We start from the raw sequence: 18,938 nt of genomic DNA, 5'->3' as shown, positions 1-18,938 counted from the left end.
AACTTAAGACTGGAGGAGACACATGCGACGGCAATTTCTAACATCGACGACAGCCCTTGTCCTTTTGCTGGGAGCGGGCCATGCCTATGCCGGTATGGACGAGGCAAAAGCCTTTCTCGACAAGGAGATAGGCGACCTGTCGACGCTTTCACGCGCCGACCAGGAAAAGGAAATGCAGTGGTTCATCGACGCAGCCAAGCCGTTCGCCGGCATGGACATCAAGGTCGTTTCGGAAACCATCGCCACGCACCAATACGAGTCACAGGTGCTGGCACCGGCCTTCTCCGCCATCACCGGCATCAAGGTCACACATGACGTCATCCAGGAAGGCGACGTCGTCGAGAAGATCCAGACCCAGATGCAGACCGGCCAGAACCTCTATGACGGCTGGGTCAACGACTCCGACCTGATCGGCACGCATTGGCGCTACCAGCAGGTGCGCAACCTGACCGACTGGATGGCGAACGAGGGCAAGGACGTCACCAATCCGAACCTCGACCTGAAGGACTTCATCGGCACCTCGTTCACGACGGCGCCCGACAAGAAGCTTTATCAACTCCCCGACCAGCAGTTCGCGAACCTCTACTGGTTCCGCTACGACTGGTTCAACGACGAGAAGAACAAAGCCGACTTCAAGGCCAAATACGGCTACGACCTAGGCGTTCCCGTCAACTGGTCGGCTTATGAGGACATCGCCCAGTTCTTCACCGGCCGCGAGATCGACGGCAAGAAGGTCTACGGCCATATGGACTACGGCAAGAAGGACCCGTCGCTCGGCTGGCGGTTCACGGACGCCTGGCTGTCCATGGCCGGCAATGGCGACAAGGGCATTCCGAACGGCCTGCCCGTCGACGAATGGGGCATCAAGGTCGACGAGAAATCGCGTCCTGTCGGCTCCTGCACGGCGCGTGGCGGCGATACCAACGGCCCGGCCGCGGTCTACTCGATCCAGAAATATCTCGACTGGCTGAAGGCCTACGCTCCGGCGGAAGCCCAGGGCATGACCTTCTCCGAATCCGGCCCGGTGCCGGCGCAGGGCGGGGTCGCGCAGCAGATCTTCTGGTACACCGCCTTCACCGCTTCGATGGTCGACGCCGGCGCCAAGGCGGTGCTGAACGACGACGGCACGCCGAAGTGGCGCATGGCGCCGTCGCCGCACGGCGTCTACTGGAAGGACGGCATGAAGCTCGGTTACCAGGACGTGGGTTCCTGGACACTGATGAAGTCGACGCCTGACGATCGCGCCAAGGCCGCCTGGCTCTACGCGCAGTTCGTCACCTCGAAGACGGTCGACGTGAAGAAGAGCCATGTCGGCTTGACGTTCATCCGCGAGAGCACGATCCACGACAAGAGCTTCACCGAGCGCGCTCCGAAGCTCGGCGGCCTGATCGAGTTCTATCGCTCGCCGGCCCGCGTCCAGTGGTCGCCGACCGGCACCAACGTGCCTGATTATCCGAAGCTGGCGCAGCTCTGGTGGCAAGCGATCGGCGATGCCTCGTCCGGCGCCAAGTCGGCCCAGGAAGCGATGGACTCGCTCTGCGCCGAGCAGGAAAAGGTCATGAGCCGCATCGAGAAGTCGGGCGTCCAGGGCGACATCGGCCCGAAGATGGCCGAAGAGCACGATCTTGCCTACTGGAATGCCGACGCGGTCAAGAAAGGCAATCTCGCTCCTCAGTTGAAGATCGAGAACGAAAAGGAAAAGCCGGTCACCATCAACTATGACGAACTGGTGAAGAGCTGGCAGCAGCAGTAACTGCATGACGCGGGCGTGCTTGCCCATGTAGGAAGTGCAGGGGAGGCGGCTTTGCCGTCTCCCCTGTTGCATGAGAAGCGGAGGGATGCGGAATGAGCGGTTTTGTGCTGGCCATCGATCAGGGAACGACCTCGACCAGGGCGATACTGTTCGACGACAAGATGAAAGTCGCCGGCACCGGCCAGCAGGAATTCGCGCAGCATTATCCGGCTTCCGGCTGGGTCGAACATGACCCGGAAGACATCTGGGCAAGCGTTCTCGCCACGGTGAAAGCGGCCTTGAAGGCCGCCGCCCGCACGGCTTCGGATGTCGCCGCGATCGGCATCACCAACCAGCGCGAGACCGTCGTCATCTGGGACAAGGCGACCGGCAAGCCTATCCATAACGCGATCGTCTGGCAGGACCGCCGCACCGCGCCGCTCTGCCAGAAGCTGAAGAAGCAGGGACTGGAGAAGACATTCACGAAGAAGACCGGCCTGCTGCTCGATCCGTATTTCTCCGGCACCAAGATCGCCTGGATGCTGGACAAGGTGAGGGGTGCCAGAAGGCGCGCCGAGAGGGGCGAACTGCTTGCCGGTACCATCGACAGCTTTCTCATCTGGCGGCTGACCGGCGGCCAAATGCACGCCACCGACGCGACAAATGCCTCGCGCACGCTGGTCTACAACATCGAGAAGAATGTCTGGGACGACGAGCTGCTCTCGATCCTGAAGCTCCCGGCCGCGATCCTGCCTGAGGTGAAGGACTGCGCCGACGATTTCGGCGTCACCGAGAAGAGCCTTTTCGGAGCCGAGATGCGGATCCTCGGGGTGGCCGGCGACCAGCATGCGGCGACCATCGGCCAGGCCTGCTTCGAGCCCGGCATGATGAAATCCACCTACGGCACCGGCTGCTTCGCGCTGCTCAACACCGGCGCCGATCTGGTGCGTTCGAAGAACCGGCTTTTGACCACCATCGCCTATCGGCTCAACGGCAAGACAACCTACGCGCTGGAAGGCTCGATCTTCATCGCGGGCGCAGCCGTGCAGTGGCTGCGCGACGGCATCAAGGTGATCGGCAAGGCCGAGCAGAGCGGAGTATTGGCTGCGGCCGCTGACCCTGCGCAACAGGTGTATCTGGTGCCGGCCTTCGTCGGCCTCGGCGCGCCGCATTGGGACGCGGATGCGCGCGGCGCGATCTTCGGGTTGACGCGCAATTCGGGCCCGGCCGAGTTCGCCCGCGCGGCACTCGAATCGGTCGCCTTCCAGACGCGCGACCTGCTCGACGCGATGCGCAAGGACTGGAAAGGCGCCTCGGCCAAGACGGTGCTTCGCGTCGACGGCGGCATGGTGGCATCCGACTGGACCATGCAGAGGCTCGCCGACATTCTCGACGCACCGGTCGACCGTCCGACGATCCTGGAGACGACGGCGCTGGGCGCGGCCTGGCTTGCCGGGTCGAGGGCGGGTGTCTGGCCGAAAGCGAAGGACTTCGCCAAGAGCTGGGCACTGGAGCGGCGCTTCGAGCCGCAGATGGACGCCACAACGCGCGGTGCGAAACTGGCCGGATGGCGCGATGCGGTGCGCAGGACGCTGAGCGTGTGAAGCGGTTTACGGGACCGGGCGAACGGGAAATGCAGCCGGATTGGTATCCTGCCTGGCGCGATGAGGCCTTTGAACAGCTCATCGCCAAGAATGCGCGCCTGGCGAAAGATTTCCGCCTCGGCAGTTGGTCGCGTTACGACTACGACTTGACGGCAGGAAAGCTGCTGTTCTCCGACCGGAGTGGAGTCAAGGTCGTTTCGGAAATCCAGGTTGCGGGCTCTACCAGCGCCAAGGCTGGCAATTGGCTCTGGGCTTGGGCCAATTCGATTTGGCCTTCGGAGTTCATAACTGACGCCCAGTCAGCTCGATCTTTCGGTGAAAAGCACGGCATCGGCGAGCTAACTCAAGACTATGTGACGGACGAAGATCTTAATGCACTCAGTTGGGAATTGACCTCGGCAGCGGCTCGGATTTGCAACGCCTGCGGAGCCTATCGCTCTCCTTCTGATGAAGGCGTAGGTCTGTATATGATTTTGAAGAACATTAGCTGGGCCAGTTGAATTCGGCTGAAGGGCAACGAGAGAGCCCGTGCCTCTCGAGGCACGGGCTCAGTCAACGACCCGGGTACTGACTGGAGGCTGTCAGTAGGGTGAAACGCACTGCTGACGCGGGCCGTTGTTAGGCTGGAAGGTGTTGTCCGAGGCGCGATAGGAGCGGTAGCGGTCGTAGCACCACTGCACGTGCGCGTTGCCGCGATAGACGCGGTTGTTCTCGCTGTTGACGATGGCGCCGGTGATCAGCGCGCCGGTCGCGAAAGCTGCCAGCGGGAACCAATAGTCGCCATGCCGGCGATAGCCGCGACGATATTCGCGATAGCCGCGATGGCCGTTCCAGTAGACGGCGTCACCACGACGCGAGAAATCGCGGTTGAAGCCGCGGTGCCTTCTCCAGTCCCGATACTGCACGGTCTGAAGATCTGACGACAGGCCCTGGGGTTGCTGCACATAAGCTGGCTGAGCGTTGACCGGCACCATCTCCGCCGTGACGAACGACGCCGAGAGAGCGGTTGCCAACAGGCCGGATGCGATCTTGTTCATTGATCTTCTCCTCGATGGTTGATGGGGACGTCCTGTTTTGCGAAACGGGCCCGGATTGCAATAGTTCCCGTTCCACCATCAGCCCATTGTGTCAGCCCATTGTTATTGTAGGGCTTTCTGAAGCAGCCCCAAGCCGGGCCGTTGGCGCAGGCATCGAAAGCCGTTCATCCTCGGCGCCCCTTCGAATCCGTTCAAGAAACCCGCCTTGGAAGCCCGTCTTTTTCCGGTTGACCGGCCGCGGCACTCTCCCTATGTTCCGCGCAATTTCGAGGGCGGCGTTCCGAGCCCACGGGAGCGCGTAGCTCAGCCGGTAGAGCAACTGACTTTTAATCAGTAGGTCATGGGTTCGAATCCCATCGCGCTCACCAAAATTTTTAACACCCAAATAGATGCGAGATCCGACCCACGGGCGCTTCCATGTCCGGGGCGATCGAAGCAGCACATTTGTCTGCTTCTCCGGCAATCGGAACAAAAGCTTGAGCGCGGCTGTTTCCCCTATTGAAGGGACCGCAATCTGGGATGCGGATACAGTGGACGTACTGAACTTGGAACTGGCCAGGGCCAGGCTGCGCGTCAAGCGCGCAGAAACTTCGCTCAATCATGCAAAAGAAATGCTGGATGAAGAATGTGGCGTCGGGATCAATCTCGCGCTGTGCGACCGCATAAGGTCGGAGAAGAAGCGAGTGGCGGAGGCCAGAAAGCGGCTGATGAAGATCGCTTCGACCGCCTCAGCGTAACGGGGTGACTTGCCCGAAGGCAAGAGAGATCCTGCCGCGTTGCCTTGTCCCTGGATGGGGTCGTGGTTAAACTCGGCGCCTCCGAGGGAGGCTCCAGGATGGCACTTGACCTTTCGGTAGATGCACAGGCGCCCAAGGCGGCGACGCCGCCGGGCAGATATCTTTTCGGCCCGGTCGCCGATTTCCTCATGCTCGGCGGCAGCGCGTTTCTGATCCTGCCCGTGCTGTTCTTTGTTCCGCGCGATTATGAAGGTCCATTGGCCGCGACGATGGTCGTCGTGGCCTATCTGGTGAACTATCCGCACTTCGCCCACTCCTACCAGATTTTCTACCGCAATTTCGGCCGCAAGGCGCGTGGCGAGGGCTACGACAGAAGCCTGCAGCTTCGCTACATTTTCGCCGGCGTCATCGTGCCAGTGGTCATGGCCCTGTTCTTTGCCTATGGCGCGGCGACGTCGAACACGCGGCTGCTCGGCTTTGCGGCCAACGCGATGTTCTTCTTCGTCGGCTGGCACTACGTCAAGCAAGGCTACGGCATGCTGATGGTCGACGCCGTCCTGAAGCGCAAATTCTTCGACGACCGGGACAAGAAGGTGCTGCTCGTCAACAGCTATGCGGTGTGGATCCTGGCCTGGCTGCAGACGAATACGGCCGTGACGCAGGGGCAATATTACGGCCTTCAATATTACACCTTCGCGGCGCCGTCATGGATCACCGACATTGCCGTGCTGGCGGCCGTCGGATCGACGGCGGCCACGCTTTTCATGCTGGTCAGCCGCTGGCGAAGGAATGGCGGCGGACTGCCTTACAACGGCATCGTGGCCTATGTCGCCTCGCTCTATCTCTGGATCCTGATCGCCAGGATTAACCCGCTCTGGCTGCTCGTGGTGCCGGCGCTGCACTCGCTGCAATATCTGGCCGTGGTGTGGCGCTATCAAACCAATGTCGAGCGTGATGTCTCGGATGCCGCGCGGGATCCGGAGCCGAAGGTGCTATCTGTGCTCGGGCCCCGCTATAGGTTGCGGGTGCTGGGATTCATCATCGGGGGTGGGGCGCTCGGCTATCTCGGCTTCTGGCTGATCCCGTTCGTGCTGACTGCCCTGGTTCCCTACGACGAGCAGGTGCTCGGTTCGTCGCTGTTCTTCTTCATCGTGCTGATCTTCATCAACGTGCACCACTATTTCCTCGACAATGTGATGTGGCGCCGCGGCAATCCGGAAGTGTCCAAATATTTGTTCCGGTAGAAGGATCCAAATCCGGAACTGAAGCCCGCAGGTCACGCGATCAGCGACACATTCCCGCCGGCGTGACGCTCGAGCCGCCCGGCAAGGTCGAGTTCCAGGAGCACCATGGCAATCTGCGCGGCGCTCAGTCCCGTGTGGCGGATGATCTCGTCTATGCCTGTCGGCGTAGGCCCGAGCGCTTCCAGCACATCGGCGCGGTCGTTTTCGCCTGGCGGCGGCATGGCTGATATGTCGGGCGCCTCCGCAAGTGGGGCGGTTCTTGGAAGCCGGGTGCCGGCAAGCGGCGCCAGCGCGCTAAGGATATCGGCGGCTTCAGTGACCAGCGTGACGCCGTCCTTGAGCAGCGCGTTGCAGCCGGCAGCGCGCGGATCGAGCGGCGAGCCCGGCACGGCGAAGACCAGCCGGCCCATTTCATTGGCCAGGCGCGCGCTGATCAGCGAGCCGGAGCGCTGCGCCGCCTCAACCACCACCAGTCCAAGCGCCATGCCGGCCACCAGGCGGTTGCGGCGTGGGAAATCCTGCGCGCGCGGCTGCCACCCGAAGGGCATCTCGGAAACGATGGCGCCGCCGCGATCGGCGATCTCATCGCAAAGGCCGGCATTTTCAGGTGGGTAGGGGACATCGAGCCCGCCGGCCAGCACGCCGACTGTGCCGGTCGAAACGCTGCCTTTGTGCGCGGCCGTATCGATGCCGCGCGCCAGGCCGGAAACGATGGCGTAGCCGTCTCGGCCGAGATCGGCCGCCAGCATGCGCGCCATCTTGATGCCGGCCAGCGAGGCATTGCGAGCACCGACAATCGCCACCGCCGGCAAGCGGAAGACCGCGCCTTCGCCTTTCACCGCGAGCAGCGGCGGCGGGTTGTCGAGGGTCTTCAGCAAGGGCGGATAATCGGCCTCGCCGATACCGACGAAGCGGGCGCCGGCGCGCCGCGCGGCCTCCAACTCGGCTTCGGCCTCGGCGATGGAGGGGATGCGGACGATGCGATTGGCGCCGCCGGAGATCATCAATTCGGGCAGCATTTCAAGCGCGGCTTCGGCCGAGCCGAAGCGGTTGATCAGCTCGCGAAACGAGGCCGGGCCGACATTGGGCGTGCGGATCAGGCGAAGCCAGGCAAGCCGCTGCCGATCGCTGAGACGCGGGCCGGCAGCCAGGGCGCTCATCCCTTCGCCCCGATCTTGCCCTCGGTGCCGGCGAGCAGTCGCGAGATGTTTGCTCGATGCTTGACGATGACGATCAGGCTCATCAGCGCGAACAGGCCCGCGATCTGCGGCGTGCTTGTGACATAGAGCGCGATCGGCACGACCACCGCGGCCGCCAATGCCGCCAACGAGGAATAGCGGAACAGGAAGGCCATTGCGAGCCAGACGACGGCGAAGACAAGCATGCCTTGCCAGGCAAGGCCAAGCAGCACGCCGAGATAGGTGGCGACACCCTTGCCGCCCTTGAAGCCGAGCCAGACCGGGAAGAGGTGGCCGAGAAAGGCACCGAAACCGGCCAACAGTCCGAAGTCCGGCGAAAAATGTCCGGCGATCAGCACCGCGGCAGTGCCTTTCAGCGCATCGAGCAGCAGAGTGGCGGCAGCAAGGCCCTTGTTACCCGTCCTCAGCACATTGGTCGCGCCGATGTTGCCGGAGCCGATCTGGCGGACATCGCCGAGCCCGGCCGCACGGGTGATCAGGAGCCCGAACGGGATCGAGCCGAGCAGATAGCCGAAGACGAGCGCGATCACGTAACCCATTGTTTCCCTCATATTTCCTGCCGCCCGGTTGATCGCCCTATGATTGATCCAACTGTGCGCGATGCAACCATAGTTTGCAAGTGCTGGCCCTGCTTGGGCGTGAATTTATCATAATGGTAGAGTCGGGAGGGTTCGCCAAGCAAGTCTATGCCGGGCAGGCTGAGCAGGGCTTAAGCGATGCGGTGGCTTATGCGGAAAACACCGTGCGCCCCGCCACCACCGTTTGCAGGACCGTGCCCTGCAGACGCGCGCCCTCGAAACAGGTGTTCTTCGAGCGCGAGCGCAGACCGCTTTCGCTGACGATCCACGGCTCGTCCAGATCGACGACCGCGAGATCGGCCGGCGCCCCCGGCTTCAGCGTGCCGCCCGGCAGGCCGAACAGTCTGGCCGGCGCCGTGGACAGCGTCTCGATCAGCCTCAACAGCGGCACATCGCCATTGTGGTAAAGCCGAAGCGCTGCGCCCAGCAACGTCTCCAGCCCGATGGCGCCGGCAGCGGCGTCGGCGAAGGGCAGGCGCTTGGTGTCGACGTCCTGCGGGTCATGCGAGGAGACGATGATGTCGATCGTGCCGTCCTTGATCGCCTCGATCATCGCCAGCCGGTCGTCCTCGGCGCGCAAGGGCGGCGTCAGCCGGAAGAAGGTGCGGTATTCGCCGACGTCGTTCTCGTTGAGCGACAGATTGTGGATCGCGACGCCGGCCGTAACGTTGGCGCCATCGGTCTTTGCCCGATTCACCGCGCCGGCCGCCATCGCCGACGAGATTTTTGCCGCGTGATAAGCGCCGCCGGTCAGCCGGGCCAGCGCCAGGTCGCGTTCCAGCGGGATCAGCTCCGCCTCGCGCGGAATGCCGGACAGGCCGAGCCAGCTCGCATAGAGCCCTTCGTTCATCACGCCGGACGAGGCGAGATCGGCGTCCTGCGTTTCGTGCGCGATGACGCCGCCGAAATCGCGGGCGTAGGTCAGCGCGCGGCGCATCACCAGCGCATTGGCGATCGTGTGGCGGCCGTCGGTGTAGGCGACGGCGCCGGCCTCGCGCAGCAGGCCGAACTCGGTCATCTCGCGGCCTTCGAGGCCCTTGGTGATCGCTGCCGACGGGAAGATGTTGACGCTAGCGGTGTCGCGTGCCGTGCGCAGCACGAATTCGACCAGCGCGACATTGTCGATCACCGGATCGGTGTCCGGCATCATGACGATGGAGGTGACGCCCCCCGCCGCCGCGGCGACGCTTGCCGAAGCGATGGTTTCGCGATGCTCGCCGCCTGGCTCGCCGATGAAGACGCGCGCGTCGACAAGGCCTGGAATGATCGTCTTGCCGGCGCAGTCGACGACGGCGGCGCCTTCCGGCACGCCCTGGTTCAACGCGGCTTTCCCGGCCGCGACGATCTTGCGGCCGTCGACAATGACGCTGCCGATCTCGTCGACGCCGCGCGAGGGGTCGACAATGTGCGCCTTGCTGAAGACGGTCATGCTCATGCGCCGCGCCCTTCATGGTTGCGGCGCGGATCAAGCAGCGCCTCCATCACCGCCATGCGCACGGCGACCCCCATCTCCACCTGTTCCTGGATGACGCTTTGCGGTCCGTCGGCGATCTCGGAGGCGATCTCGACGCCGCGGTTCATCGGGCCGGGATGCATGACCAGCGCATCGTCCTTGGCAGCTTTCAGCTTTTCGGCATCAAGGCCGAAATAGCGGAAATATTCGCGGACCGACGGCACGAAAGCGCCTTCCATGCGCTCGCGCTGCAGGCGCAGCATCATGACCACGTCGGCGTCCTTCAGGCCTTCGGCCATCGAGCGCGACACGATCACGCCCATCCTGTCGATGCCGGACGGCAGCAATGTCGAGGGCGCGACGACGCGCACCTGCGCGCCAAGCGCGTTCAGAAGCATGATGTTGGAGCGGGCGACGCGCGAATGCAGGATGTCGCCGCAGATCGCCACGATCAGCTTCGACAGCGGCCCCTTGGCACGGCGGATGGTCAGCGCATCGAGCAGCGCCTGCGTCGGGTGCTCGTGCGCTCCGTCGCCGGCATTGACCACCGAGCAGCCGACCTTTTGGGCGAGCAGGGCAGCCGCGCCAGCCGATTGGTGGCGGATGATCAGGATGTCGGGGCGCATGGCGTTGAGGGTTATGGCCGTATCGATTAGCGTCTCGCCCTTCTTCACCGAGGAGCTTGCCACCGACATGTTCATGACGTCGGCTCCGAGACGCTTGCCGGCGAGCTCGAAGGACGACTGCGTGCGAGTCGATGCCTCGTAGAACAGGTTGATTTGGGTGCGGCCGCGCAGCGTCGAGGTCTTCTTTTCCGATTGCCGCGAGATTGCCACGGCCTGGTCGGCCCGATCGAGCAACAGCTCGATATCGGCGGGGGAAAGATCGCGGATGCCCAGAAGATGGCGGTGAGGGAAGAGCGGCAGGGACGAAGCGTCGGTCATCTCAAGGCGCTGCTATAGGGTGCGGTCCGGCCCGCCGCAAGCGCCAGGTTTGGATTGCGGGCGTTCTCCCCGGTATTTTCGTCGCGCGCTTTTCGTGGCTTGGGCTATAAGGCCCAGTGGCTTCGGATTCGCGACCGCGGGCTTGGAAATGGTAAGAACCTCTCGGCCAACTGAAGGATTGGGCAACTGAAGGATTGGGCGTGACCGACGAGGTGATCAACCAGCCGCCGCCGTTGGCAGGCGGCAATGCATGGCGGGGCGATCCGTTGCTCATCCAGCTAGCCGAGCGTTTTTCCGATCCCGTGCGCAAGGATCTCGACGGGCTTGGCCGGTTCGTGATGACGCAGGAAGCGCAGGAGCTTGCCCGGCTTGCCAACACCGACACGCCGAAATTGCGTACCCATGACCGCCAGGGCCGTCGCCTCGACCTGGTCGAATATCATCCGGCCTATCATGCCTTGATGCGCCGCGCGATCGCCGGCGGCCTGCATTCTTCGGTATGGGAAAACGGCGATGCCGAGATCGGCCGCCGCCATCAGGTGAGGGCGGCACGCTTCTACCTGACCGCTGAGCTCGAGACGGGGCATCTTTGCCCCATTACCATGACCAGCGCTTCGCTGGCGGCCTTGATGGCAAGCCCGAAGCTTTTCCGCGAATGGGCGCCGCGCGTGACGACGCGCAAATACGACCAGGCGCAGAAGCCTCCGGTGCAGAAGACCGGGCTGACGCTCGGCATGGGCATGACCGAGAAGCAGGGCGGCACCGATGTGCGCGCCAACACCACCAGGGCGGAGCGTACCGGTAGTGGTTTTTACCGGTTGACCGGCCATAAATGGTTCATGTCGGCGCCGATGTCGGATGCCTTCCTGGTGCTCGGGCAGGTTCCGGAGGGGCTGTCCTGCTTTCTCGTGCCGCGCATCCTGGGCGACGGTTCCGGCAACGGGTTCCGCTTCCAGCGGCTGAAGGACAAGCTCGGCAACCGCTCGAACGCCTCGTCGGAGGTGGAGTTTGTCAACGCGATCGGCGAGATGGTCGGCGACCCGGGCGCAGGCGTGAAGACGATCATGGACATGGTGACGCTGACCAGGCTCGACTGCGCGGTCGCTTCGTCGGCGCTGATGCGGGCAGGCCTCGCCGAGGCTGTTCATCACACGCGCCATCGCCAGGTGTTCGGCTCCAACCTGATCGACCAGCCGCTGATGCAGCGGGTTCTGGCCGACATGGCGCTCGACGTGGCCGCGGCCACGGCGCTGTCGTTCCGCCTGGCGCGCTCTTTCGACGAGGCGGCAAGCGACCGCGGCGAGGCGGCCTTTGCCCGGGCCATGACGCCAGTCGTCAAATACTGGGTCTGCAAGATCGCGCCGCAGCTGCTTTACGAGGCGATGGAATGCCTTGGCGGCAACGGCTATGTCGAGGAAGCGCCGCTTGCCCGCTATTACCGGGAGGCGCCGGTCAACGCGATCTGGGAGGGCTCTGGCAATGTCATGGCGCTCGACGTGCTGCGCGTGCTCGGCCGCGCGCCCGGCCTGTTCGAGGAGGTGCTGACCGGCATCGACCGCGATCTCGGCACCGGCGGGCGCGGCACCATCGGCGTGCTGAAGGCGGCCATGCAGGTGGCGGCGACCGACCAAGGCTCGGCGCGGCTGCTCACCGAACAGCTGGCGCTGTCGGCCGCCGCGGCGGAGCTGCGCCGGCTGGGAGCAGGGCGGATCGCCGACGCCTTCGTTGAAACGCGGCTGGGCGGCCAGTGGCGCACCACCTACGGCATGCTCGATTCGCGCCACGACGCGCGCATGATCATCGACACGCTCTATCCGCCGGTGACATGATTCGCCTCTAAATCTCTAAATCAAGAGATTGAGCATCACGTCATCCGAAAACCGCTTCACGCTTGTTCGGCATCATTCCGTAGAGCGCATCGCGCCGAAACGGATTCGGGCGACGCGCTTTAAGTCATTGTTGTGATGCATGTCGCCCAGAGCCGCTGCGCACTTTTGGGCGACATGCATTAAAGGCAGATTGCCGATCTGTGGACAGCTGTTAACCTTAACAAATGGTTTCCGTTGCAGCGAGCCGATGCAAAGCCCACTCTCCGCTTTGCTGGAGTAGGGAAGGGTTAACCATGACCTCCCCGAACTCCGCCAGCGGGAAACGTATGCGGCACGTATTGAGCTCAGTTCTGGCCTTGCATTGGGCGGTGGTTTTCGCCCTGCTTGCCTATGTCTGCATGGACGGCAGCCGCGGCATAGCGACGGCTCTCGGCGTGCTCGGCCTTTCCGTCCGGGGCAACGGGTTTCCGCAGTTTGAAAATGCGGCCGTGGTCGCGCCGCTTTCGATCGCGTTGTTGATCGTCGCGGTGTTGTTCTGCTGGGCCCTCGTCGAAACGCTGCTGAACGCGGCGGCAAGGCCGGACGCGGGCGAGAGCGTGGCCCGGATCGCCTTCATCTCGGCATCTTTCCTGCTTTCGCTGATCCTCATCGGCGGCGTGGTTCAAGGCATAGACGGCCTGTTCATGATCGTCGCCATCCAGATGACGGCGCTGCTTGCCTCCTACATCGCCGTGCTGGCTGAACGCCGCTCCACCTTTGCAGCAATGCACTTGCCCGAGGGTGATATCCGCGCCGCCTCGCGCATGGCGATAGGAGCCGCGCACAGTTCGCTTCTTTCCCGCATATCCGGCCGCCCGGAAAACAAGCCTGGAGGCAGGCGCTGATGCGCACGATATTCACGCTCTGGGCTGCTCCGATGGCCATTTTTTGGGGATGGTTCTTCCTGTCGGCCAACGACATGAATTTCGGCTATGCGATGCTGAGCCGACAGGTGCACGATTTCGCTTTCCAGCTCTACGGCCAGATGCTCGGCGTCGATCCGGCGATCATTCCGGGCATGGTGGCGCGGACCTGCGTTTTCGACTTTTTCCTGCTCATGGGGCTTTGGGCCTTCCGGCGCCGGCACAACATCGCCGAATGGATCAGACAGCGCCGGCACGGCGATATCAGCCCCGATCGGCTCGGCCAAGCGACTGAAGCCGGTCCAACGCTCCCTGCAGAATAAAGGCGGCGGCCGCCGAATCGATCTTGCCGGCGCGCTTCTTGCGCGAGAAATCCATCTCGATCAGTGTCCGCTCGGCCGCGACCGTCGACAGCCGCTCGTCCCACAGCACGAAGGGCAGGTCGGAAAGCGGCGCCATGTTGCGGACGAAGGCGCGCGATTTTTGCGCACGAGGCCCTTCCGAGCCGTCCATGTTGATGGGCAGTCCCAGAACGATGGCGCCGACATTGTCCTTCCCGAGCTGAGCGAGCAGCTCAGTCGCATCAAGAGAGAATTTTCGGCGCTGTATGACCGGGCGCGGATGGGCGAAGGACAGCCCGCGATCGGAAACCGCTACGCCGATCGTCTTGTCGCCGAGATCGAGCCCGGCGAGCGTCTTGCCGCCGGCAAGCCGCGCCGGCAGTTCCTCGATTGAAATAATGCCCAACGGCTGCCTCTGATATCCAGGCGTCACATCCTTTTGACGTTTAGAAGGAGGGCGCCACTTTCAATTTGCGACTAGCGTTCTATCTTCCGGCAACGAAGAAATCGAGGAAAGCGTTCATGAAACTGACCTGGTACGGGCATTCGGCATTCCGCGTCGAGACCAAGGACGCCACCATTCTCATCGACCCCTATCTGGTTGGCAACCCGTCATGGACGGGCGGCTGGGAAGGACCGGCCGAAGGCGTGAGCCACGTGCTTCTGACCCACGGCCATAGCGACCATGTCAGCGGCGCTGTCGAAGTGCTGAAGAAAAGCGGCGCCATGCTGGTCGCCAATTTCGAGATCTGCATGTACCTCGTCGGCCAGGGCGTCAGCGGCGACAAGATCAATCCGGGCAATATCGGCGGCACCGTCGATTGCGGCCCTTTCACCACGACCTTCGTCCAGGCGCTGCACTCGTCCTCCTTCGGCGGCGAAGGCGGCACGAACACCTATCTCGGCAATCCGGGCGGGCTTGTCCTGCACTTTCCCGAGGACAAGACGCTCTACCATATGGGCGACACCGACATCTTCTCCGACATGGGGCTTATCAACGAATTGCACGAACCGAAGATCGGCATCGTCCCGATCGGCGACCGCTTCACCATGGGCGGCGCCGTGGCGGCCCTTGCCTGCCGCCGCTTCTTCGGCTTCGATACGGTCGTTCCCTGCCATTTCGGCACCTTCTCGATGATCGACCAGACCGCCGACAAGTTCGTCGCCGGCATGGAAGGCTCGGGCGTAAAGGTGGCGCTGCCGGACATCGGCAAGGCGATCACGATCTAGATTTCTCTGCGTCGGAAGAGCCCTGCTCCCAAGCCAGGAAAAGATACGCTGCAGACAGGCCGGCAAACCGTGGCAGCCATTATCACTGCGAGGGCGTCGCATTGCCGCTTAAGCGCCCGGGGAGCAACCGCGTGGCGATCGAACCGGCATGATCCGTGTTGCACGCTGAGCGCCGCGCCGCTATAGCCCGAACTGGTTTTCCCGAGGCGATAGAACATGTCCGTTGATCTTCAGACCGTGAAGCGCGTCGCGCACCTTGCCCGCATAGCGGTGAGCGAGGAGGACGCCGAGCGCATGACCGGCGAATTGAACGCCATTCTCGGCTTCGTCGAGCAGTTGAACGAGGTCGATGTTTCGGGCGTAGAGCCGATGACCTCGGTCACGCCGATGGAGATGAAGAAGCGCCAGGATGCCGTCACCGACGGCAACAAGGCCGCCGACATCGTCGCCAACGCGCCGGCGACGGACGAGAACTTCTTCCTCGTTCCGAAGGTGGTGGAGTAGAGCGTGGCTGTCGAGATCGCCGTCGAGACGCCTTTGCAGGACGACGTGCGCGCGTTGGTCGCCGAACTCAACGCCGCGCTGCTCGAACTGACGCCGCCCGAGCACTGCTATCATCTCACCGTCGAGCAGATGGCCGACGAGGATACGACGGTGTTCATCGCTCGCGACAACGGCCTTGCCGTCGGCTGCGGCGCGCTCAAGCGCCATGACGATACGGTCGGCGAGGTCAAGCGTATGTACACGCGGCCTTCGCATCGCGGCCGCAAGATCGGCGCCGAGATCGTCGCACGTGTCGAGGCGCTTGCCCGGCAGGAAGGGCTGAAGCGCCTGGTCCTTGAAACCGGCGATCGGCACCCCGCCGCCTGGACCGTCTATGAGCGCGCCGGATTCTCGCGTTGCGGACCGGTGCTGGATTATCCCGATTCCGAGTGGTCGGTGTTTTACGAAAAGAGCCTTGCCTGATGAGCGATCTCACACATCTCACCATTTCCGAGGCCCGCGCCAAGCTGCGCGGCAAGGAGATCACCGCGGCCGAGATCACCGAGGCCTATCTCGCGGCGATCGATCGCGCCAATCCGGTGCTCAATGCCTATGTGACTGTGACCGCCGACAAGGCGCGCGACATGGCCAAGGCTTCCGATGCCAGGTTGGCCACGGGCGAGGGCGGCGCGCTGGAAGGCATTCCGCTCGGCATCAAGGACCTGTTCGCCACCGAAGGCATCCACACCCAGGCCTGCAGTCACGTGCTGGACGGCTTCAAGCCGCGCTACGAGTCGACCGTGACCAGCAATCTGTGGGCCGACGGCGCCGTCATGCTCGGCAAGCTCAACATGGACGAGTTCGCCATGGGCTCGTCCAACGAGACCTCCTATTACGGCCCGGTGATCAATCCGTGGCGTCGCTCGCGTATCGATACGGTCGTCATGCCGACGACGCATCAGGGCGATGGCGGCTTTGTGTCCGCCGGCGGCACGAAGACGGCGCGGACCTTGGACAACGCCCAGCTGGTACCGGGCGGCTCATCGGGCGGGTCGGCTTCGTCGGTGGCCGCCTTCCTTTGCGCCGGCGCCACCGCCACCGATACCGGCGGCTCGATCCGCCAGCCAGCCGCCTTGACCGGCACGGTCGGCATCAAACCGACTTACGGCCGCTGCTCGCGCTGGGGCATCGTCGCCTTCGCTTCCTCGCTCGACCAGGCCGGGCCGATCGCGCGCGATGTGCGCGACGCCGCGATCCTGCTGAAGTCGATGGCCTCCGTCGACCCGAAGGACACGACCTCGGTCGACCGTCCGGTGCCGGACTATGAGGCGGCGATCGGCAAGCCGATCAAGGGCATGAAGGTCGGCATTCCGAAGGAGTATCGTGTCGACGGCATGCCGGAAGACATCGAGGCGCTCTGGCAGCAAGGTATTGCCTGGCTGAAGGACGCCGGCGCGGAAATCGTCGACATCTCGCTACCGCACACCAAATACGCCTTGCCGGCATACTATATCGTGGCTCCTGCCGAAGCTTCGTCGAACCTCGCCCGCTATGACGGCGTGCGCTACGGCCTGCGCGTGCCCGGCAAGGACATCGTCGACATGTATGAGAAGACCCGCGCCGCCGGTTTCGGCCGCGAGGTCAAGCGGCGCATCATGATCGGCACCTATGTGCTGTCGGCGGGCTATTACGACGCCTACTATCTGCAGGCGCAGAAGGTGCGCACGCTGATCAAGCGCGACTTCGAGAACGTCTTTGCCGCCGGCGTCGATGTGATCCTGACGCCGGCGACGCCGTCGGCCGCCTTCGGCATCGCCGACGAGGACATGGCCTCCGATCCGGTCAAGATGTATCTCAACGACATCTTCACCGTGACGGTGAACATGGCGGGCCTTCCCGGCATTTCGGTGCCGGCCGGCCTCGACGGTAAGGGCCTGCCGCTCGGCCTGCAGCTGATCGGCCGCCCCTTCGACGAGGAAACGCTGTTCCAGACGGCCAACGTCATCGAGCAGGCGGCGGGCAGGTTCCAGCCGGAAAAGTGGTGGTAGCGTCGCCCCTCATCTGACAAGGGGCGATGCATGTTCTACTATCTTTCCAAGATTCTCTGGTTCTTCATCCAACCGATCAACCTGGCGATCTTCCTGTTGCTTGCCGGGCTGCTGGCAGCGCTGTTTGGGCGCCGGCGGCTGGCGGCCGCGGGCAGTGTGCTCGGCATCGCGATCCTGGTCCTTTCGGCCTGGACGTCGGTCGGCGCGATGATGCTCAATCCGCTCGAAGAACGCTTCCCCAAGCCGCCATTGCCCGAGAAGGTCGACGGCATCGTCGTGCTTGGCGGCGGCTTCGAGGGCGCCATCAATCTGGCGCGCGGCGGTTACGAGCTGAACAGCAGCGGCGACCGCATGGTGGAGACAGCGATCCTTGCGAGGCGCTTTCCGCAAGCGAAGGTCGTCGTATCGGGCGGCAATGGCTCGCTTTTTCTCGACGGCGAGGGCGACGCCGACACGGCGCCGCGGCTGCTCGGCGCCTTAGGCGTTTCCGCCGATCGCCTGATCCTAGAGGATAAATCCCGCAACACTTACGAGAATGCGGTGTTCTCGCGAAAATTGGTCGAGCCGAAGCCGGGCGAGACCTGGCTGTTGGTAACCTCGGCTTTCCACATGCCGCGCGCCAAGGCGCTGTTCGACAAGGCGGGTTTTGCGACCATTCCGTGGCCGGTCGACTATCGCACCTCGGGCAGGGAAGGCGTCGGCTTCTACCGCGACAATCCGGTCGATTCGGTGCAGGCGACCACCATCGCAGTGCGCGAATGGATCGGACTTTTCGCCTACAGGCTGTCCGGCAAGATCGATCAGTTCTTTCCCGGGCCGGGCGGCTGACCGAGCACGGCTTGCCGCGCCGCCGAGAAGAACTGGCGCCGCACCAGCACCGCCAGAAGCACCAGCGTCGATATCACGAAGACGACCGGGTCGACGAACCAGCCGAGATAGCCGATTGAGAAGAAGACGGCGCGCAGTCCGGAGTTGAAGTGCTTGCCGGCAAGCACGTTCATGCGGGTCGCCCGCCACACCGCCGTTTCGCTGACCGGGTTGCGCGAAGCCGGGCCATGCGGAGTCGGCACCGCGCCGATCAGGATCGAGCAATAGTTGAACAGGCGGTAGGCCCAGCCGAATTTGAAGAAGGCGAAGGCCAGGACAAGCACCAGGCCGAACACCTTGGTCTGGAAGGCTTCGCGTGACGAGGCCGCGCCGAAGGGCAGGTCGGCCAGAACCTCAAGTACGCGGTCGGAGGCGCCGAGCAGGGCAAAGCAGCCGCCGAGCGCGATCAGAGAAGAAGAAGCGAAGAAGGCGGTGCCTTGCTGCAGGCCGCCCATGATGGCAGTGTCGACGATGCGGATTTCACGCTCGGCCATATTGCGCATCCAGGCCTCGCGCTGGGCATTCATCGCCGTGGTCAGTGACATGCGACGGACCAGCTTGCCGTCCGAGGCGAGCGTGTGCGCAACCCAGACGACCAGGAAGAAAGCCAGCGCCGCCAGATCGGCCGCCGAAAGATGAAGTGAATCGCCCATCCATTGCTTTTAACACAAGGGGTGCCGGCACTTCGACAGGCGGCAAGCGATGTCGCT

20 protein-coding genes and 1 tRNA gene are annotated in these 18,938 nt (G+C 63.5%); 14 read left to right on the top strand and 7 right to left on the bottom strand.

Annotated features, from left to right (window positions below):
• Nucleotides 1-22: 22 nt before the first annotated feature.
• The 3 genes from LB515_RS01410 (at nucleotide 23) to LB515_RS01400 (ending at nucleotide 3,836) form a co-directional block, all read left to right on the top strand.
• On the top strand, nucleotides 23-1,753 hold the full coding sequence (locus LB515_RS01410; RefSeq protein WP_095765319.1) for an ABC transporter substrate-binding protein: 1,731 nt from the start codon (nucleotides 23-25) through the stop codon (nucleotides 1,751-1,753).
• A 92-nt stretch (nucleotides 1,754-1,845) separates the two neighbouring features.
• Entirely contained in the window at nucleotides 1,846-3,336 is a 1,491-nt protein-coding gene (glpK, locus tag LB515_RS01405) for a glycerol kinase GlpK (RefSeq protein WP_224706522.1), read from the top strand.
• Nucleotides 3,337-3,365: 29 nt separating this feature from the next.
• Complete coding sequence (locus LB515_RS01400; protein ID WP_224706521.1) at nucleotides 3,366-3,836, top strand: DUF6882 domain-containing protein; 471 nt, start codon at nucleotides 3,366-3,368, stop codon at nucleotides 3,834-3,836.
• An 81-nt stretch (nucleotides 3,837-3,917) separates the two neighbouring features.
• Here LB515_RS01400 and LB515_RS01395 read toward each other — a convergent pair whose 3' ends face one another.
• A complete protein-coding gene (locus tag LB515_RS01395) occupies nucleotides 3,918-4,373 on the bottom strand; it encodes a BA14K family protein (protein WP_224706520.1) in 456 nt (151 codons plus the stop codon).
• Nucleotides 4,374-4,665: 292 nt separating this feature from the next.
• Here LB515_RS01395 and LB515_RS01390 point away from each other — a divergent pair.
• From LB515_RS01390 to LB515_RS01380, 3 genes are all read left to right on the top strand, one after another.
• Nucleotides 4,666-4,741: transfer RNA gene (locus LB515_RS01390), tRNA-Lys, on the top strand.
• A 108-nt stretch (nucleotides 4,742-4,849) separates the two neighbouring features.
• Complete coding sequence (locus tag LB515_RS01385; RefSeq protein ID WP_224706519.1) at nucleotides 4,850-5,110, top strand: hypothetical protein; 261 nt, start codon at nucleotides 4,850-4,852, stop codon at nucleotides 5,108-5,110.
• Between the two features lie 98 nt (nucleotides 5,111-5,208).
• Nucleotides 5,209-6,354, top strand: a complete 1,146-nt coding sequence (locus LB515_RS01380; protein WP_224706518.1) for a hypothetical protein — start codon at nucleotides 5,209-5,211, stop codon at nucleotides 6,352-6,354.
• A gap of 32 nt (nucleotides 6,355-6,386) precedes the next feature.
• Here the strand turns inward: LB515_RS01380 and dprA are convergent, their stop codons facing one another.
• The 4 genes from dprA to LB515_RS01360 all read right to left on the bottom strand — a co-directional run bounded on the left by dprA (nucleotide 6,387) and on the right by LB515_RS01360 (nucleotide 10,528).
• Nucleotides 6,387-7,514, bottom strand: coding sequence for a DNA-processing protein DprA (gene dprA / locus LB515_RS01375; RefSeq protein ID WP_224636473.1), 1,128 nt, complete (start codon nucleotides 7,512-7,514; stop codon nucleotides 6,387-6,389).
• Nucleotides 7,511-8,092: a glycerol-3-phosphate 1-O-acyltransferase PlsY gene (plsY, locus tag LB515_RS01370; RefSeq protein ID WP_224636474.1), complete on the bottom strand. Its 582-nt coding sequence runs from the start codon at nucleotides 8,090-8,092 to the stop codon at nucleotides 7,511-7,513. Before plsY ends, dprA begins: the two co-directional genes overlap by 4 nt.
• A gap of 187 nt (nucleotides 8,093-8,279) precedes the next feature.
• Nucleotides 8,280-9,566: a dihydroorotase gene (locus LB515_RS01365; protein WP_224706517.1), complete on the bottom strand. Its 1,287-nt coding sequence runs from the start codon at nucleotides 9,564-9,566 to the stop codon at nucleotides 8,280-8,282.
• Nucleotides 9,563-10,528, bottom strand: coding sequence for an aspartate carbamoyltransferase catalytic subunit (locus LB515_RS01360; protein WP_224544458.1), 966 nt, complete (start codon nucleotides 10,526-10,528; stop codon nucleotides 9,563-9,565). The genes LB515_RS01365 and LB515_RS01360 overlap by 4 nt, the downstream gene beginning before the upstream one ends.
• Before the next feature lie 200 nt (nucleotides 10,529-10,728).
• Here LB515_RS01360 and LB515_RS01355 point away from each other — a divergent pair, with 200 nt between their 5' ends.
• The 3 genes from LB515_RS01355 (at nucleotide 10,729) to LB515_RS01345 (ending at nucleotide 13,582) form a co-directional block, all read left to right on the top strand.
• Complete coding sequence (locus tag LB515_RS01355; RefSeq protein WP_140545768.1) at nucleotides 10,729-12,357, top strand: DNA alkylation response protein; 1,629 nt, start codon at nucleotides 10,729-10,731, stop codon at nucleotides 12,355-12,357.
• A 326-nt stretch (nucleotides 12,358-12,683) separates the two neighbouring features.
• Nucleotides 12,684-13,241, top strand: coding sequence for a hypothetical protein (locus tag LB515_RS01350; RefSeq protein WP_224706756.1), 558 nt, complete (start codon nucleotides 12,684-12,686; stop codon nucleotides 13,239-13,241).
• Nucleotides 13,241-13,582: a DUF6105 family protein gene (locus LB515_RS01345; protein WP_224706516.1), complete on the top strand. Its 342-nt coding sequence runs from the start codon at nucleotides 13,241-13,243 to the stop codon at nucleotides 13,580-13,582. The genes LB515_RS01350 and LB515_RS01345 overlap by 1 nt, the downstream gene beginning before the upstream one ends.
• Here LB515_RS01345 and ruvX read toward each other — a convergent pair.
• Nucleotides 13,524-14,006 (bottom strand): Holliday junction resolvase RuvX, encoded by a 483-nt coding sequence (gene ruvX, locus LB515_RS01340; protein ID WP_224706515.1) that lies wholly within the window; start codon nucleotides 14,004-14,006, stop codon nucleotides 13,524-13,526. The two genes, LB515_RS01345 and ruvX, sit on opposite strands and share 59 nt — an antisense overlap.
• A 116-nt stretch (nucleotides 14,007-14,122) precedes the next feature.
• Here ruvX and LB515_RS01335 point away from each other — a divergent pair, with 116 nt between their 5' ends.
• The 5 genes from LB515_RS01335 to LB515_RS01315 all read left to right on the top strand — a co-directional run bounded on the left by LB515_RS01335 (nucleotide 14,123) and on the right by LB515_RS01315 (nucleotide 18,189).
• Nucleotides 14,123-14,830, top strand: coding sequence for a metal-dependent hydrolase (locus LB515_RS01335; protein WP_224706514.1), 708 nt, complete (start codon nucleotides 14,123-14,125; stop codon nucleotides 14,828-14,830).
• A gap of 216 nt (nucleotides 14,831-15,046) precedes the next feature.
• On the top strand, nucleotides 15,047-15,334 hold the full coding sequence (gene gatC, locus LB515_RS01330) for an Asp-tRNA(Asn)/Glu-tRNA(Gln) amidotransferase subunit GatC (protein WP_095765337.1): 288 nt from the start codon (nucleotides 15,047-15,049) through the stop codon (nucleotides 15,332-15,334).
• A gap of 3 nt (nucleotides 15,335-15,337) precedes the next feature.
• On the top strand, nucleotides 15,338-15,796 hold the full coding sequence (locus LB515_RS01325; protein WP_140841249.1) for a GNAT family N-acetyltransferase: 459 nt from the start codon (nucleotides 15,338-15,340) through the stop codon (nucleotides 15,794-15,796).
• The gene (locus LB515_RS01320) at nucleotides 15,796-17,361 is read left to right on the top strand and encodes an amidase (protein WP_224706513.1); all 1,566 of its coding nucleotides are present in this window, start codon (nucleotides 15,796-15,798) and stop codon (nucleotides 17,359-17,361) included. Before LB515_RS01325 ends, LB515_RS01320 begins: the two co-directional genes overlap by 1 nt.
• Before the next feature lie 30 nt (nucleotides 17,362-17,391).
• On the top strand, nucleotides 17,392-18,189 hold the full coding sequence (locus LB515_RS01315) for a YdcF family protein (protein ID WP_224706512.1): 798 nt from the start codon (nucleotides 17,392-17,394) through the stop codon (nucleotides 18,187-18,189).
• On the opposite strand, the gene LB515_RS01310 is transcribed toward LB515_RS01315, so the two are convergent.
• Nucleotides 18,162-18,881 carry a DUF599 domain-containing protein gene (locus tag LB515_RS01310; protein WP_140841255.1) on the bottom strand — a complete coding sequence of 240 codons (720 nt, stop codon included), beginning with the start codon at nucleotides 18,879-18,881 and terminating at the stop codon, nucleotides 18,162-18,164. The two genes, LB515_RS01315 and LB515_RS01310, sit on opposite strands and share 28 nt — an antisense overlap.
• Nucleotides 18,882-18,938 lie beyond the last annotated feature (57 nt).

Source organism: Mesorhizobium sp. CA15 (genome assembly GCF_020165215.1).
Lineage (GTDB): Bacteria > Pseudomonadota > Alphaproteobacteria > Rhizobiales > Rhizobiaceae > Mesorhizobium.
Note: the sequence above shows the minus strand (reverse complement) of the source record. Positions and strands in the feature narration are given on the sequence as shown.